The 13,963-nt window shown below is 69.3% G+C and carries 18 protein-coding genes; 11 read left to right on the forward strand and 7 right to left on the reverse strand.

All coding sequences use genetic code 11. The features are described from left to right. Positions 1–77: 77 nt before the first annotated feature. The 10 genes from ACZ4E1_RS29625 (at position 78) to ACZ4E1_RS29670 (ending at position 8,306) form a co-directional block, all read left to right on the forward strand. A complete protein-coding gene (locus ACZ4E1_RS29625) occupies positions 78–704 on the forward strand; it encodes a WhiB family transcriptional regulator (protein WP_467545153.1) in 627 nt (208 codons plus the stop codon). Beyond that, a complete protein-coding gene (locus ACZ4E1_RS29630) occupies positions 701–2,449 on the forward strand; it encodes a hypothetical protein (RefSeq protein ID WP_467545155.1) in 1,749 nt (582 codons plus the stop codon). Before ACZ4E1_RS29625 ends, ACZ4E1_RS29630 begins: the two co-directional genes overlap by 4 nt. Continuing rightward, positions 2,449–2,640 carry a hypothetical protein gene (locus ACZ4E1_RS29635; protein ID WP_467545157.1) on the forward strand — a complete coding sequence of 64 codons (192 nt, stop codon included), beginning with the start codon at positions 2,449–2,451 and terminating at the stop codon, positions 2,638–2,640. Before ACZ4E1_RS29630 ends, ACZ4E1_RS29635 begins: the two co-directional genes overlap by 1 nt. Before the next feature lie 47 nt (positions 2,641–2,687). Continuing rightward, positions 2,688–2,972 (forward strand): hypothetical protein, encoded by a 285-nt coding sequence (locus ACZ4E1_RS29640; protein ID WP_467545159.1) that lies wholly within the window; start codon positions 2,688–2,690, stop codon positions 2,970–2,972. 326 nt (positions 2,973–3,298) lie between these two features. Next, positions 3,299–3,586 (forward strand): mobilization protein, encoded by a 288-nt coding sequence (locus ACZ4E1_RS29645; protein ID WP_467545161.1) that lies wholly within the window; start codon positions 3,299–3,301, stop codon positions 3,584–3,586. Next, complete coding sequence (locus tag ACZ4E1_RS29650) at positions 3,583–5,298, forward strand: relaxase/mobilization nuclease domain-containing protein (RefSeq protein ID WP_467545162.1); 1,716 nt, start codon at positions 3,583–3,585, stop codon at positions 5,296–5,298. The genes ACZ4E1_RS29645 and ACZ4E1_RS29650 overlap by 4 nt, the downstream gene beginning before the upstream one ends. Before the next feature lie 82 nt (positions 5,299–5,380). Further along, positions 5,381–5,824 (forward strand): hypothetical protein, encoded by a 444-nt coding sequence (locus tag ACZ4E1_RS29655; protein ID WP_467545165.1) that lies wholly within the window; start codon positions 5,381–5,383, stop codon positions 5,822–5,824. A gap of 96 nt (positions 5,825–5,920) precedes the next feature. Then, on the forward strand, positions 5,921–6,601 hold the full coding sequence (locus ACZ4E1_RS29660; protein ID WP_467545168.1) for a hypothetical protein: 681 nt from the start codon (positions 5,921–5,923) through the stop codon (positions 6,599–6,601). A gap of 119 nt (positions 6,602–6,720) precedes the next feature. Then, positions 6,721–7,938: a recombinase family protein gene (locus ACZ4E1_RS29665; RefSeq protein WP_467545170.1), complete on the forward strand. Its 1,218-nt coding sequence runs from the start codon at positions 6,721–6,723 to the stop codon at positions 7,936–7,938. Continuing rightward, a complete protein-coding gene (locus tag ACZ4E1_RS29670) occupies positions 7,935–8,306 on the forward strand; it encodes a hypothetical protein (RefSeq protein WP_467545172.1) in 372 nt (123 codons plus the stop codon). The genes ACZ4E1_RS29665 and ACZ4E1_RS29670 overlap by 4 nt, the downstream gene beginning before the upstream one ends. Positions 8,307–8,454: 148 nt before the next feature. On the opposite strand, the gene ACZ4E1_RS29675 is transcribed toward ACZ4E1_RS29670, so the two are convergent. The 7 genes from ACZ4E1_RS29675 to ACZ4E1_RS29705 all read right to left on the reverse strand — a co-directional run bounded on the left by ACZ4E1_RS29675 (position 8,455) and on the right by ACZ4E1_RS29705 (position 13,028). Next, positions 8,455–8,580, reverse strand: coding sequence for a hypothetical protein (locus ACZ4E1_RS29675; protein ID WP_467545174.1), 126 nt, complete (start codon positions 8,578–8,580; stop codon positions 8,455–8,457). Between the two features lie 727 nt (positions 8,581–9,307). Beyond that, positions 9,308–10,009, reverse strand: a complete 702-nt coding sequence (locus tag ACZ4E1_RS29680; RefSeq protein WP_467545339.1) for an SPDY domain-containing protein — start codon at positions 10,007–10,009, stop codon at positions 9,308–9,310. A gap of 63 nt (positions 10,010–10,072) precedes the next feature. After that, positions 10,073–10,351, reverse strand: a complete 279-nt coding sequence (locus ACZ4E1_RS29685) for a hypothetical protein (RefSeq protein WP_467545341.1) — start codon at positions 10,349–10,351, stop codon at positions 10,073–10,075. 107 nt (positions 10,352–10,458) lie between these two features. Then, a complete protein-coding gene (locus ACZ4E1_RS29690) occupies positions 10,459–10,830 on the reverse strand; it encodes an SPDY domain-containing protein (RefSeq protein WP_467545176.1) in 372 nt (123 codons plus the stop codon). Positions 10,831–11,290: 460 nt separating this feature from the next. Then, positions 11,291–12,022, reverse strand: a complete 732-nt coding sequence (locus ACZ4E1_RS29695) for a hypothetical protein (RefSeq protein ID WP_467545178.1) — start codon at positions 12,020–12,022, stop codon at positions 11,291–11,293. 113 nt (positions 12,023–12,135) lie between these two features. Beyond that, positions 12,136–12,456, reverse strand: a complete 321-nt coding sequence (locus tag ACZ4E1_RS29700; RefSeq protein WP_467545343.1) for a GFA family protein — start codon at positions 12,454–12,456, stop codon at positions 12,136–12,138. Positions 12,457–12,830: 374 nt separating this feature from the next. Then, positions 12,831–13,028, reverse strand: coding sequence for an aldehyde-activating protein (locus ACZ4E1_RS29705; protein WP_467545180.1), 198 nt, complete (start codon positions 13,026–13,028; stop codon positions 12,831–12,833). A gap of 335 nt (positions 13,029–13,363) precedes the next feature. Here ACZ4E1_RS29705 and ACZ4E1_RS29710 point away from each other — a divergent pair, with 335 nt between their 5' ends. Continuing rightward, the gene (locus tag ACZ4E1_RS29710; protein ID WP_467545182.1) at positions 13,364–13,957 is read left to right on the forward strand and encodes a hypothetical protein; all 594 of its coding nucleotides are present in this window, start codon (positions 13,364–13,366) and stop codon (positions 13,955–13,957) included. The last annotated feature ends 6 nt before the right edge of the window (positions 13,958–13,963 follow it).

The following is a 13,963-nucleotide window of genomic DNA, read 5'->3' on the forward strand; positions in this document are numbered from 1 at the left end:
CACCGCGCCCCGCCGCACTCCCGCCACCACCAGTGCCGAGCGATCCGCGCCGACCGAGGCGACTTCCGGAGACTGCGTTGCGCCACATCACCACCAACGACACCCCGGCCCCGAAGATCCGGGGCATCGCCGACCACAGCTGGCAGGCCCGTGGCCTGTGCCGGGGCATGCCGGCCAAGGACGTCGACGAGCTGTTCTTCCACGCGTCCCGCAACCGCGCGGCCATCGACGAGGCCAAGTCGATCTGCGGCAGGTGCCCGGTGAAGAAGGCGTGCTTCGACTACGCCCTCGACAACGAGATCCGCCAGGGCATGTGGGGCGGACTCACCGAGGCCGAGCGCCGCCCCTGGCACCAGAAGGTCGCCAAGCGCCTGGACTACAGCCGAGTGAAGGCGGCCTTCGAAGGACGCGACATCCACCTCAGCGACGCCGAGCGCGAGGCCGTCACCCGCCACGCCTACGTCCGCGGCTGGAGCCCCGAGCGCCTCGCGCACACCCTGCGCCTCGACCTCGACTGGGCCCGCGACCTGATGCGCAACGCCGCCCACGCCGTCGCCGACCGCGACCGCTACTGGGACCAGGCCGACGAGGCCGAGCCGGTCGACGAGGAGACCGCCGAGGACGACGAGGCCGCCACGCCGGTACAGGTGCCCCGCCAGATGCAGACCGACGCCCTGATCGCCGCCCTCCGAAAGGCCGCATGACCCACCCCAACGCCCTGGCACTGCCCTACGGCATCGAGCCCGTCTACGTAGTCGCCGCCCTCGGGGCGCTCGCCCTGGCACTTGCCGGCTGGTCGATCCGACACAACCGGAACCGGTCGTCTGGCAGGCATGTCGGCACCCCCGCGGTCTGGGTCGCGGCACTCGCCGCCCTCAACTGCACCGTCTACAGCGCGGACACCAGCTGGCGGTTCGCCGCCGACTACCTCGACATGGCCGGCACCGTCGAGCGGGCCATGATGTTCAGCGCCGCCGAACTGGCGCTGTTCGCGACCGCCCTGATGGCCCGGCAGAACCTGAAGACCCAGGGAGCGCCCGGCCTGCCCGGCGCCCTGGTCTGGGTGATCACCGGGGTGCAGGTCATCCCGGCGTACGCCGAGTCGGGCACGGTGGGCGGCACCGTGCGGGCCTTCATCGGCCCCGTCATGGCGGCCGTGCTCTGGCACCTCGCCATGGGCATCGAGCTGCGGCTGCACAAGCCGGACGCCGCCTCGCAAGGACTGCTGGCCACCCTCGGACGCGAAACACGCGAGCGGCTCCTCTCGCGCCTTGGCGTCGCCACCCGCAGCCGCGACGCCGCACAGATCACCAAGGACCGCGCGACCCGACGGGCAGTGGCCCTCGCCTCCCGGCTGGCCAGGATGTCGGCAGCGGAGCGCGAGAAGGACACCAAGGTCACGCGTCGGCTCCAGTCCGCCCTCACTCGAGCTGAGGTCGGAACCGATCCTCAGCAGCGGCAGGCGTTCCTGGAGCAGCTGGCCGCCCGCCGGCACGCAGCAGCACTCGCCACCGTCGACCTGCCGTCACCCTGGGTTCCGACCGCGCACGCCCCGGGCGCCGATCGGGAGATCCGGTCCCCTCTCTCCCCGTCCTCGGTGGACGAGAAGCACGCGAGTCTGCCGCCGAGCGCGGTCCCCAACGACGGTCCCCAGAGCCGCGGGGACGGGGGCCGTGCCGCATCGGGGACGGGGACGCAGTCCGATGGGGACCGTCCCCACAGCGTCCCCAACGACAACAGGGACGGCGAAAACCTGGACACCGAAACGGGGACCGACACCGAAGGGGACCGTCCCCTGACCGTCCCCGACGACAACGGGGACGGCACCCATAAGCCCGATTCAACGCTGCTGAGCCAGGGCACAGCGCCGACGATCGGGGGCCGCGGCGACACGTCCGCCAGGACCGACGAAGAGGCCGACGGGACGAGCGCCAGTGCCACGGACGTCCACGAATCCGCTGCTCAGGGCGGTAACGGGCCGTCCCCGGCGGCCGTCCCCAACGGTGACGAGGGCCGGGAACACCCGGACACGGAATCGGGGACGGAGGCCGATGGGGACCGTCCCCACACCGTCCCCAATGACGACGGGGACCGCGAGAACCCCGACACCGAAACGGGGACCGAGGCCGAAGGGGACCGTCCCCACACCGTCCCCGTACGCCGGAAGCCGAAGCCCAAGTCGAAGGCACAGCGGAGCCGGCCAGGTGGCGGGAAGCCCAAGCGCCCTCGACGGCAGCCTCACCTGAGCATCGAAGAAATCGCCGATCTGGTCCGTCCGCACGTGCCCGCGAAGCTGAAGCGGGACGGCAACGCGTCCATCACCCGCACCCAGCTGCGAGAGATCCTCCGCGAACTGGGCCTCCCGGGCGGTCGGAACGAAGTCATCACGAAGATCCTGCAACTGCTGCGGGCCGAGCCAGTTACCACCACGACAGGGAGTACGAGCTGATGAAGACCTGCCACAGGTTCGCCACGATCAAGGCCGACTTCGAGCGGGACGTCAGCTTCCTGCGCGGCCACGCCGAGCGCCACCGGGGAACCGCGCCGGCGAAGACCAGCGCCAAGAACGCCGTCTCGGTGAAGCGGAACATGGCGCGAGCCCTGAACACACACCTCTCCCGCTGTCCCGAGTGCGGCTGAATCCTGCAAAGCAGCAGGTCACACGCCTGGCTCCGCACTTCATAGAGGTGGCCCGGCCTCGGCCGGGCCACCTCTCCAGCCACGGAGGGATCGCCATTCCCGCCCACCACCCACGTACGCGCGTCCCGTCGATCGCCGAGGCCGGCGCCTGGGCGGAGGTGCTCGTGCGCCACCAGCTGCTGCACGCCGCCGTACTGGCCCCCACCGGCCAGTGGCTCGTCCAGCACCACCGCGACGCGCCCGTCCGCGTTCTGGCCGGCGCGACCCCCATGGTCGAACTGGCCGCCGAGATCCAGCACCACATCCGCACCACGAGGAACCACACCCGATGACGAACCCGACAACAAACCCACCTCCCACGCCGGAGAAGCCGGAAGCTAACTCGACCTCAGCGCAAGCAAGTTGTAGGTTCGGACACTCCCCCACGGGGGGAGTGTCCGAACCAGTCCCCGCCCCAGGGGTGGCGGGGCCCGTCCAGCGCCAGGGGGCGCCGGACGGGAGGGCTGCGACCGAGGGCGGATCGCAGCCAGAGCCCGCCCGTTCGGGGCGGGCTAAGGGGAAGTCGCGCCCGCGCGACAAGAAGCAACGCCGCGCCCACAGCGTTCGCCTCAACGAAACCGAGCACGCCCTCATCCAAGGGGGCGCAAACGCCGTCGGCATGAGCACGGCGGGCTTCCTCGCCTACTCCGGCCTGGCCATGTCCCGCGATCAGTCGCGCACCGCCGTGGCCATCGCCACCGAACGCAATGTGCTCACCGAGCTGTTCGCCGCGCGCCGGCAGCTCGGCTGGGCCGGCAGCAATCTCAACCAGGTCGCCAAGGCCCTCAACACCGGTGGCGAGGTTCCTCACCTGGCGACGGCCATCGCGGACATTCAGCGGGCGGCCAAGTCGGTGCAGGTTGCCGCCGACCGAGTCGCCAACCGGGAAGTGGGCGAGGCGGCTTGATCCCGAAGGTGCACAAGCAAGGCAGCAACACGTACGGCCTGCTCAATTACCTCTACGGCAAGGGCACTCGCGAGGAGCACATCGACCCGCACCTGGTCGCTTCGTTCGACGGCATGGCCCCCGATCCCGGCCGTGACCCGGGCGCGACGAAGCGGGACCTCCAGCAGCTCCTGGACCAGCCCTTGCAGCTCCTCGGCCACGACCAGCGCCCCGAGAAGCACGTGTGGCATCTGTCCGTACGAAACGCCGCCGAGGACAGCATCCTGTCCGACGACGAGTGGGGGCAGATCGCACGCCGCATGGTGGCCGCTACCGGCATCGACCCGGGCGACGGTGCGGGCTGCCGCTGGGCAGCCGTCCGGCACGCCGATGACCACATCCACATCATCGCGACCCTCGTCCGCGAGGACGGCCGCCGCCCCAACCATCACTTCTCCGGCAAACGCGCCCATGCCGAGGCCCGTCTCCTTGAAGTCGAACACGGCCTGGAGCGAGTCAGCCCAGGGGACGGCACCGCTGCGAAGAGGCCCACCAGCGCCGAACGCCACAAGGCCGAACGCCAAGGCCGGAAGCGGACCGCACGTGAGGAGCTGCGCGAGACGGTGCGCCGCGCCGTCGCCGGCGTGCGGAGCGAAGAGGAGTTCTTCGACCGCCTGACCGCTGCCGGCGTCCTGGTCGAGACGCGCGTCGCGCCCTCCGGTGACCTCCTCGGCTACAAGGTCGCTCTCACCGACGACCTCAACAAAGACGGCGTGCCCGTGTTCTATCCCGGCTCGAAACTCGCCCCTGACCTCTCCCTGCCCCGTATCCGTGAGCGGTGGTCCGGCGATGCCGCCGGCCGCGATCCCGAGACGGATCGTTCGGCTGACTCGGCGCGCGTCACTCCCTCGACCGCTCGCCGCCAGGCGACGTCGGCGTCCTGGCAGGCCATATGCCTCATCGACCAGGGGGACGACGGACAGATTTCCGCGGTGATCGCCGCGTACGGCGAGGTGCTCGACGCGCTCGCCAAGACCTCGGCCGCACACACGCGCCGTGAACTGCGAGAAGCGGCCTGGGCGTTCGAGCGGGCCTCCCGCTCCCACATCCGGGCTGAGCGGGGACACGACCGGGCCCTGCGGCAGGCCGCCCGGGACCTCGTCCACGGCGGGCCCGCGCTCGGCCGCGGGGAGGCTGGCGCCACCACCGCCATGTTGATCGACATGGCCATCTTCGTCGTCCTCGCCGCCGCCCACTGGCACGGGAAGAAGGAGCACGCCCAGCAGGCCGCTGCTGCCCGCCAGGCCGCCGAGCATCTGCGCGCCGCCTACCAGGCCGCCGCACCGATGTACCTGGGGCCCATGCGGCAGCGTGGCCGGAACCTGTCCCAGCCCCTTCAGCGCAAGCAGACCGCCTACCTTCGACGGGCGGTGCCGGAGCTGGCCGAGCAGGTCCTTGCCGAGCCGGGCTGGTACGCCCTGGCTGCCACGCTCGCCAACGTCGAGCGCGCCGGGTACGACCCGGCCGCGCTGCTGGCCGAGGCCGCCGAGCGACGGGAGCTGGACACCGCCGACTCGATCAGCGACGTCCTGGTATGGAGGCTGCGGCGCATGGCCGATCTGCCCGCCGACGCGTCCACCGTGCCCGAGCACACCACCACGGCGCCCACCGCCACCCGCACTCCCGCGAAGCGGCCGGCGAACCGGAAAGAGCGCTCCGCTAAGTCCCGCTGAATTCAACTTTCTTAGAGTTGCAGCAGGTCAGGGGCTTGCGGCACTCTCCTCGTGCAGGCGAGACGACAGAGATGGAGACGGCATGTTCCGACGCATCACCCGTGCGGACCGCGAGTTCCGTGAAGCCCAGCGTGCCGGCAAGGCGCTGCTTGCCATGCACACCGAGTGGCCCGAGGCTCCCGCCCCGGTCTCGACGTCGGCCCCGGGCGAGCCGGCCGACACCACGGTGGTGCCCGACTTCCTGCCGCCGGGCTTCCGGCCGGTGACCCGTCAGGACGTCGAGGGCTTCATGATGCGCTGGGACCTGCCGCTCGTCATCGACGGCGAAGTCCACGCCTGTCACTGCGGTGCGTACCGGAACTGGATCGTCTTCAACATGCGCGACGACTCGGTCTGGCTGCGCTGCGAGGCCGGCCACGCGACCGAGGAGCCCCGGCTGGACACTGCCTGGTACAACCGCAACTCTCTGCCGGTCGACGCGTTCCATCCCACCCTCGAGGACGGCCTGCGCCACCTCGGCCACTGAGCGCGCGAAACCCCTTCCCTCACCCCTGCGTTCGTCGGCACCCGGAGGGCCGACCCGGTCAGACCATTCGTCTCGCATCACCAAGGGGTTTCACGTATGCGCCGCTCCACCACGACCACTCTCGCCCTGAGCACCGTCGTCGCGGTCTTCACTCTGACCGGCTGCGCCGGCACTTCGGCCTCCTCGTCCGCACCCGCGCAACGCGACGGCAGCACGCCCTCGGCACCCTCTCCTCTGTCCTCGGCCCAGCTGAGCAAGCGGCTGCTGAACGAGAGCGACCTGGGCGAGGGCTACGCCCTCAAGCCCGAGGCCCCGCGCCGCAACGACGACGTCACCGTCATCGGCTGCCCGGCGCTGGAGAAGCTCGGCAGCGACTCGGCCACCGGCGCCGGCCTCGACTTCCGCCGCAAGGCGAAGGCGTCCTTCACCTACACCGTCAGCAGCAGCTCCGAGGTGAGCGAGGACCTGTACAGCGACAGCCCGGCGAAGCTGTCCAAGGGCATCGCGAAGGTCTTCGACGCGATGCTCTCCTGCCCCTCGTACCAGGTGGCGTCGGGCAGCACCGTCGTCGAAATGGGCACCGAGAAGTCGACCGCGCCGGACCTCGGCGACGAGCAGTGGAGCCAGCTGCTCACCTTCTCCGCCGGCGGGCAGCGAAGCGTCGTCAAGCAGACGGCGATCCGCACCGGCAACATCCTGGTCATCGTCTCCGGCTCGCCGGGCCTGGTCGATGCACACCTGGGCTCGGCCGTGGACAAGGCTCACGCCGCACGCTAAGCGGCTCTGCCCCAGCCCTGTTCGCTCATGCCGTGCGCGTCAGAAGCGCCCAGATTCTTCTCCTTCTGACGCGCACGGTATCCCCTCGCGTTCTGCTTGCCTCCTAGCCCAAGGGACTGATGACCTTGCCATTCGGGCCTCCGATCGACCTTTCCGGCTTGCCGAACTTCCGGCAGGCGGCCTCGCGTCCACGCCGCCCCGTTTTCCTCGGGCGCGTCTCGACTAAAGACAACCAAAACCCTTCCTCATCCATCCCCCGGCAGGTGGCGCTCGCCGCCGAACGCCTGGAGAAGGGCGAGGAATTCTTCGCGTACTTCTGGGACGTCGAATCCGGGATGCTGCCACCGGAGCTTCGGGGTCTTGGTTCGACGGAGATGTACGACGCCCTTGACGTTCCGGTACAGCGGGACGGCGGCCTGCAGGATCTGGTGGACCGGGCCGAGCTGCTGGGCGTAACCCACGTACTGGCCGAGCGTTCAGACCGGGTCGCGCGCGCGATGCTGACGAGCCTCACCGTGGAGCATGAGCTGGACAGGTTCGGCGTGGAGGTGGTCTACGCGAACGAACCGATCGGCGGCACCGAGTCCGGGCGCCTGCGCACCCGCCGTTACAGCCAGGTCGATGCCGAGATCTACCGGGCGACGATGATGGAGATGTCGATGGGTGGGCAGTTCCAGCACGCCATCCAAGGCTGGAACCACGGCTACGCGCCTTACCCGTACACAACGAAGATCGACGAGAACGCCCCTGTGCGGGAGCGAGGCCGGTTCGGCGCCGAGCGGCCCAAGAGGAAACTCGTTCGCCATCCGGATCCGCGCCGGTTTGACGCAGCTCGGGAGCTGTGCCGTCTGCGGCGCGAGGAGCACTTGAAAGCCGCGGACATCATCGCCGTACTGGAGGCGGAACCTGACCGGTATCCGGTCGAGCGACGCTGGACGCACAACCTGGTCGAGGGTCTCATCGCGAATCCGAAGCTCACCGGATATCAGGTGTACAACCGCAAGGCGAGCCGCACCCGGCGGGCCGGCCATTCCGAGCTCAACCCGATCTCGGACTGGGTCTGGTCGCCTCAGCCAGTCCACGAGGCCGTGATCAGCCTGGAAGAGTGGAAGCAGGCCCAAGAGGTGACAGGGGCACTGCGAGCTGGCTCCGCCAGCGACTCGTCGCTGGCTCGAATTCGCTGCGCGGCAGGCGAGTTGGGACTGACCGTCACCGTGGTTCACCGCGGCGAATCGCACACGCTCTACAAGATCGGCGACCGGCAGGTGGTCCTACCCAATCCCATACCGGACACGATCGTGCCCGATGTGATCGACAGCATGGGGAGCCCGGCATGAACGAACGCGAGGACATCGAGTGCCAGGCCCATAGACGTGGCCGCGGCTGGGTCGCGCACGTTCCTGAGCACGGGGTGTACGGCCACGGGCGGACGCTGAAGGCTGTGCAAGCGAACATCGTGCAGGGGCTCGCGCTGGTCGGCGTCACGACAGAGGTCACCGTCACCCCGGTGACACCGGAACTGGAAATGCTGCGGGCTGCGGAAGCCGCGTACGCGGTTGCCCTGGGAACCGCGATCTCTTCCCTGGCTCTGCGGCGGGCCTCACTGAGAGACATCGCCGTCGCCACGCGCGTGCCGACGAGCAAGGTCAAGCGGCAGCTCGAAGAGGAGGCACAAGCGGCCTCGACGCCCCCGGAACCCAGCTGATCCGGCGTTCCATGCTCGGCTACAGATCACCAAGCGCGTGGGCGTGACGAAGGCCCGGTGGTTTCGCTCTCTTCATGGGAGCAGAACCACCGGGCCTGGAGTCGCTTCGGGGCGTCGGTGCCCTTCTGGCCGGCCCCTGAGCAGTCTGTCAGCCACGGTGGACCACCGTGAGGTGGTCCACCGTGGCCTCGGGCAGCGTATGGCGCGGTACCAGGCCGGGCGCCGCGAGCGACGAGGCGAAGGCCGCGACCAGCTCGCGCTGAAGCTCGCACACCACAGGTACGGCGCGCCGAGCATGGGATCCGCCCACGCCTGCCACCCGAGGCGATCATCGCGGGGGTTGGGTCGTGAATGACTGGCAGCAGCATCTCCAACGTCGCCAGCGAGCCCAAATCCTCCGCGACGCCATCGAGCAGCTCGACGACCTCGCTATGCCCATGCGCGAACTCGGCACCTCGGCATCGCACGCCAGGGAGTGACCTTCGCCAACCTCGGCTACGACGCGAGCGACACAGACCTTCAAGGCCATAGACGGCGGAAGGCCCCACCAGTGGACTGGCGGGACCTTCCATCCCCGCGAGTGCGGGAGACACCTCCGCTCGCACGGAGAAGGGGACCATTGACGCGCTGGCTTGGAGGCGCGGGCGCCCGCCATACCACCGGGTCACCTCCGCTGACGCGGAGCCGGTACGGATGAAGCTAGTGACGTGCGAGCCTGCCCCGCAACCAGTTCGCCGATAGACGTACGGGTGGTTGTGAAGCCCCCTCGCCCCGACGGGGCCGAGATTCCTACACAACCAGGGGAGCGGGACCACCGGGGCCTGGGGTGAGCCCCGGAGGACCGTCGGCATTCGAGCACCTGTGTGTCAAGGCTCCTGCTCCGCTGACGCCTTGGCTCTCCGGGAGGCTCCCATGACGCCTGCGAATCGATGGTCGCCAGCCTGGATGTCGCAGGTCGCTTTAGATCGTCGGTGCCCCTCTGAAGGATCGTGAGCGGCCCGTCAGCCGCGTCGGACGACGTTTAGACGCTCCTCCGCGCCGTGGGGCAGTACCCGGCGCGGCACCGGGCCGGGAGCCGCGAGCGAGGAGGCAAAGGCCGCGACCAGCTCGTGCGGGGTGCTCGCGCTGAAGCTCGCGCACCACAGGTACGGCTCGCCGAGCACGGGCTCCGCCCACGCCTGCCACCCCAGCAGGTCGCCGCGGGGGTCGGCGTCATGGATGAGTGGCGGCAGCATCTCCAGCGAGACGCTCGTGGAGAAGCCCGGGTCGGTGGCAGCCGCCTGCGGGCGGTCCATGTCGCGCAGCCAGCCCCGCACGGTGAGCGCGGTGAGTACCGACTCGGTGTCCTCGAGTCCGGCATCGGGGGTGTCGCTGGTGTCGAGCGCGAGCAGGAAGTCGGTGAGCGCCTCGTGCGGTATGCCCGCGGTGAAGTACGCGTTCCACTCGGTCAGGGCCGACGCGGGGTGCGGGCGCGCCGACATCTGCCAGGCCACCGGAAGGCCGCCCAGCTCGAACGGGTAGGCGGCGAGGATCCACTCGGCGCCCCGCAGGCCGTCGGGGCTCACGTACAGCAGGGAGTTGCGGGAGGTCGGCCACATGCGCCAGCCGAGGTCGGTCAGGGTGTCGCCGATCCGCTCGGCGAGGACACCGTCATCGCCGGCCAGGTGGCGCGGGGTGACCCAGTACGTCGGGTCCGGCGAGATGGGGTGGAAGGGTTCGATGGGGTGGTGCGGGTGCAGGGGCGCCTCCGTCAGTTCGGGGGTGGATCAGTGGCTGTCGTTGGGCCTGGTCGCGCTGCGTCGGCGGCGCGGGGGTGCCTCGGACGGCTCCTGCCAGGTCAGAGCGACGGCCACGGCAGGCGGCAGGGGGAACTGCTCGGCCTGGGGCGACTCGGCGATGTAGACCATCGGCCGACCGTGCTCGTCGACCGACTTCTCCATGCCGCCCAGACGGTGGGCCATGGGGAAGAACGGGTTGACGGCGAGGCGGACGGGCGTGTCGCGATCGCAGGCGGACAGCAGGTCGATGAGGTCGCCGACGGTCATCTCGGGCGAGTGCGGGTGCAAGGCGTTCTCCTAGCGGTAGCGGACGAAGCCGCGCGAGCAGGGGCAGGGTACGCGGCGCGCATATATATGGAGGGCGGACGTGCCCGTCACGCAGGGCGGGAAGCGGACAAGATGCGAGTCACGACGTCGGCGACGACCTCCGCCGGCGTGTCCGTGCCGAAGGCGATCCGGTAGCCGGCAGCCTTCGCGGTGCCGGTGACCGCGATCACCCAGCCCTCGCCCGTCACCCAGTCCTCGTCGGCGCCGCCGGGCCGCCCGTTCGGGAAGTAGCCGAGGTAGAACCGGCCGTCGCGCGAGCTGATGTGCACGTCGGCACGGTCGTCGACGATGTGGGTGAAATCGTCGTGCGAGAACTGGTCGATCACATCCATCGCCTGACCAGAACCGAGCTTCCAGGTGCGCAGCCGCAGTGCCGCGACCGTGGTGGCGAATCCGGGTTGCGACGCATCCAATGCCACAGCATCACCTCTCTGACCTGGTATTTTCCGGAAGGTCGTTCAGGTTGGCATCCCGTTGCAGCGTCCACCAGTCCTTTGTGGGACTTCCTTGTCTGCCCCCGGCGAACTCGCCCGTTGCCGTCCGGCTCGGCGCCTGGCCTCGTCGGCGATCTCGCCGTGACCCCTGCAAGCCCGAGCCGCTGGCGAGGGGCGTCCACGTGTGCGGCCATGACCCGAAGGAATGAACTCCGCCTTCGGTATGCCGCGCATCCTCAGCCGACCCATACCGTTTCAGTAGGCCCGGCGGATGCGAGACCGCAACCACCAATGCAGAGCAGCGCTGGCAACTACAGCGCACACGCACTGCCCAGGCGGCACAGAACGATCGTGCTGCCGACCCTGAGTGGTCACCAATCCGCCGGGCCGTATACGGAACAGCACGATGAGTGCTGGGCGCACGACGATCGCGGTGGAGCGCCCCTCATGAGGTCCGGGTCCGCCACGATGCGCCCATTTCCGCGAGCCGCCCTCGAAGTACGCCTCGCTGATCCTCCAGGTCCTGCGACGCTGGCGACAGCAGATAGACGTTGTCCCGGTAGAGACGGAACCCGAGGCTCTCCCACCCTCTGGCGATCTTGGCGTTCACGCGGTCCCACTCGGCCGAATCGGTCAGCCGCTGACTGCTGAGGTCGGTAACGCCGGGCGAACATGCAACGGCTCTGCAGCCGACCATGAGTCGGTGGATCACCTCGCAGCCGAGCACGGCCGCCAGCCCCCGCCCGCGCCACGCAGGATCCAGCGTCACCCGGTCCATGACGAGCAGCGCGGAGCCGACGTACTCCAGCAGTTCGCTGACCTCGCTGGTGAACGATCCTGTTTCGGGGTCGAGGAGGACCTGGGCGGTCTCGTACAGTTCCTCGGACTCCTCCTCCATCGCCCAGTAGGCATTCCGGCCCCGGTCGAGATGCACGCGGTAGAAGGTCATCGACCCGACGGCGACATCCTCCACCGTGCACGACGGGCAGTCCTCGACGGCACAGTCGCGGCTCGGCTCCAGGTCCTGGACGCTGTCATGCGTACGCCGCCGGTGCAGCACGCTCACGTTCCACCGCTCCAGCGTGTCCGCCTGCGGGGTGTCCCAGAGTCCGTCGTCAAAGGAGATGCGCAGGTGCAGTTCGCTGGGGTCTCCGGGCAGCGAGGAGCGTTCATTCACCCCGGAAGGTTAACTGCGCCGGCGCCAGGAGATCGGCGCCACTGCCGCGGTCGCGATCCGGCTCGCCGCACGGCCTATCCGGCCGAGCGGCAGGGTCGCCACGGGCTTGACGGTCACGACCGATCCTGCGGGTCGGGGGCGAGGGTAACGGCCAACCATGGCACCGCCTCTTCGCGGTAGCTGTGTCCGACTGGGGCCACTTCGGCGGCGCGTTCGAGGCTGAAGACCGTCACCATGATCATGTCCGAGCCGTTGGCAACGGACGTGAGCTGGGTTCGGCAGCGCCGACAGGAACCTCGGTGCAGTGTCGGCCAGGTGGAGAAGTACGCCGGCTCGCCTGCGGGGCCCGTCCACTTCAAGGCGTCCATGCGGAACCCGACCCAGGCCATCGCCGGCGCCCCGGACAGGCGCGTGCAGTGCTCGCACGAGCACAGTTCCCTGTCAAGTGCTTGTGTTCACATCTTGTGCCCCCTCTTCGTGGTGGCGCGCAGTGGCGGCCGCCGAAGAAGCGGGGCGGCCAGCCGACGGACGGGATGAACAGTTTCTGTTTGGCTAATCCTGCCGTGTTTTCAGGGGCGTTGAGGCCGCTTCGCTGAAATTGAAGGGCCCGTTCGCAGGGGCTCGCATTCATCACCGGTTCCCCGATGCTTGGCGCACCCAGATTCCACGAGACCGACACCGCACGAGAACTCAAGGCCCTGGCTCTCATTTCCGCTCTCATCCCTCGGTGGGGCGGCATCCTGAATTCGCCGAGGAAGTAGCCCCGCGTATCTCTCAAGTGTCTTTAGCGTCCCAGGACTGCCGTGGGTCAGCCGGTCGCGCTGGGATCTGTCTGCGCCACCGAGGGCAGCCAGTCCACGGTGTTGTCATGGAAGGACGCGTGGATCGGGACGAGGTCTTCGCCGCTGGTGTCATCGAGGGCCGTGGAGAGGCTGCCATCCTCGGGCGGAACGGCGGGGCAGGCGAACGAGCGCACACCGCCGCACGACAGACTGCCGCGCCACACCGCCGATCCTCGCGTGATCCGCCTCGCCTACTGCCGACGCCAGGCCGTTTCCTTCGGATCATCACAGGCCGTCATGAACAAGACCGGCACGCACCCGGACACCCCGCCGACCGCGGCCGGCGAGCGCAAGAGCCACGGTTCAGCCTGAGCCGAAACGGTCAGGCCGCGGATGCGCCGCCGCCTTGCCGAAGAGGCGTGCGGGGCAGTTCTGAACTGATCTTCGCACCCGGAGAATCGATTCCTCCGCAAGATCCGCTCGTTGATCACCATGTACACCGACCGACCGATCGTGGAGTCCTCCCGTGAAGATCCGAGCCTCCGGCACCGCGGCCCTCATGGCTGTATCCGTTCTGACCGCCCTCGCTCCGACCCAGGCGTTCGCCGCCGTGCAGGCCCCGCCCTGCACGAAGAAGAACATCGCCTACCTCGACGCCCAAAGCGCCCAGGAGGACGCCGAGGCCAAGGTGACCGCGGCCGAGCAGGACCTCGACCGGGCCCGCTCCGACCGCGCCAAGCTCGACAAGGCCGCCAAGCAAGGGGAGTCGATCGTGGACTACCTGCGCAGCACCTACCGGGAAGAAGCCAGGCGTGCGGCGCTCGACCTCCTGGATGAGAGCTACGTACTCGCGCAGGCCGCTGAGAAGCACGACCCGGCCGCGACCGCAGACGCCGCGGTGAAACTGGCGGACGCCGCCGACAAGGCCCTCACCGACCTCAAGGTGGACGACGCCATCACCAACCGTGACGTGCACGACATGACGTCGAGTCTGCGCACGTACGCCGAGACTGTGCGAAAGGCCACCGAGGCACCGAACGTCGAGGCCCGCCAGGCCGATCTGGACAAGGCCCGCACCGAGCAGACCGAGGCACACGACAAGGTGCGGCCCGCCCGCGACGCCTACCGCAAGTGCCTGGACAACCTCGGCTGACAACCC

Source organism: Streptomyces sp. NPDC025806 (genome assembly GCF_055558275.1).

Coding starts and splice junctions, on each gene's coding strand:
- ACZ4E1_RS29630 (WP_467545155.1), top strand. CDS start 701: ATGACCCACCCCAACGCCCTGGCACTGCCCTACGGCATCGAGCCCGTC.
- ACZ4E1_RS29635 (WP_467545157.1), top strand. CDS start 2,449: ATGAAGACCTGCCACAGGTTCGCCACGATCAAGGCCGACTTCGAGCGG.
- ACZ4E1_RS29645 (WP_467545161.1), top strand. CDS start 3,299: ATGAGCACGGCGGGCTTCCTCGCCTACTCCGGCCTGGCCATGTCCCGC.
- ACZ4E1_RS29655 (WP_467545165.1), top strand. CDS start 5,381: ATGTTCCGACGCATCACCCGTGCGGACCGCGAGTTCCGTGAAGCCCAG.
- ACZ4E1_RS29660 (WP_467545168.1), top strand. CDS start 5,921: ATGCGCCGCTCCACCACGACCACTCTCGCCCTGAGCACCGTCGTCGCG.
- ACZ4E1_RS29665 (WP_467545170.1), top strand. CDS start 6,721: ATGACCTTGCCATTCGGGCCTCCGATCGACCTTTCCGGCTTGCCGAAC.
- ACZ4E1_RS29670 (WP_467545172.1), top strand. CDS start 7,935: ATGAACGAACGCGAGGACATCGAGTGCCAGGCCCATAGACGTGGCCGC.
- ACZ4E1_RS29685 (WP_467545341.1), bottom strand. CDS start 10,351: ATGACCGTCGGCGACCTCATCGACCTGCTGTCCGCCTGCGATCGCGAC.
- ACZ4E1_RS29710 (WP_467545182.1), top strand. CDS start 13,364: ATGGCTGTATCCGTTCTGACCGCCCTCGCTCCGACCCAGGCGTTCGCC.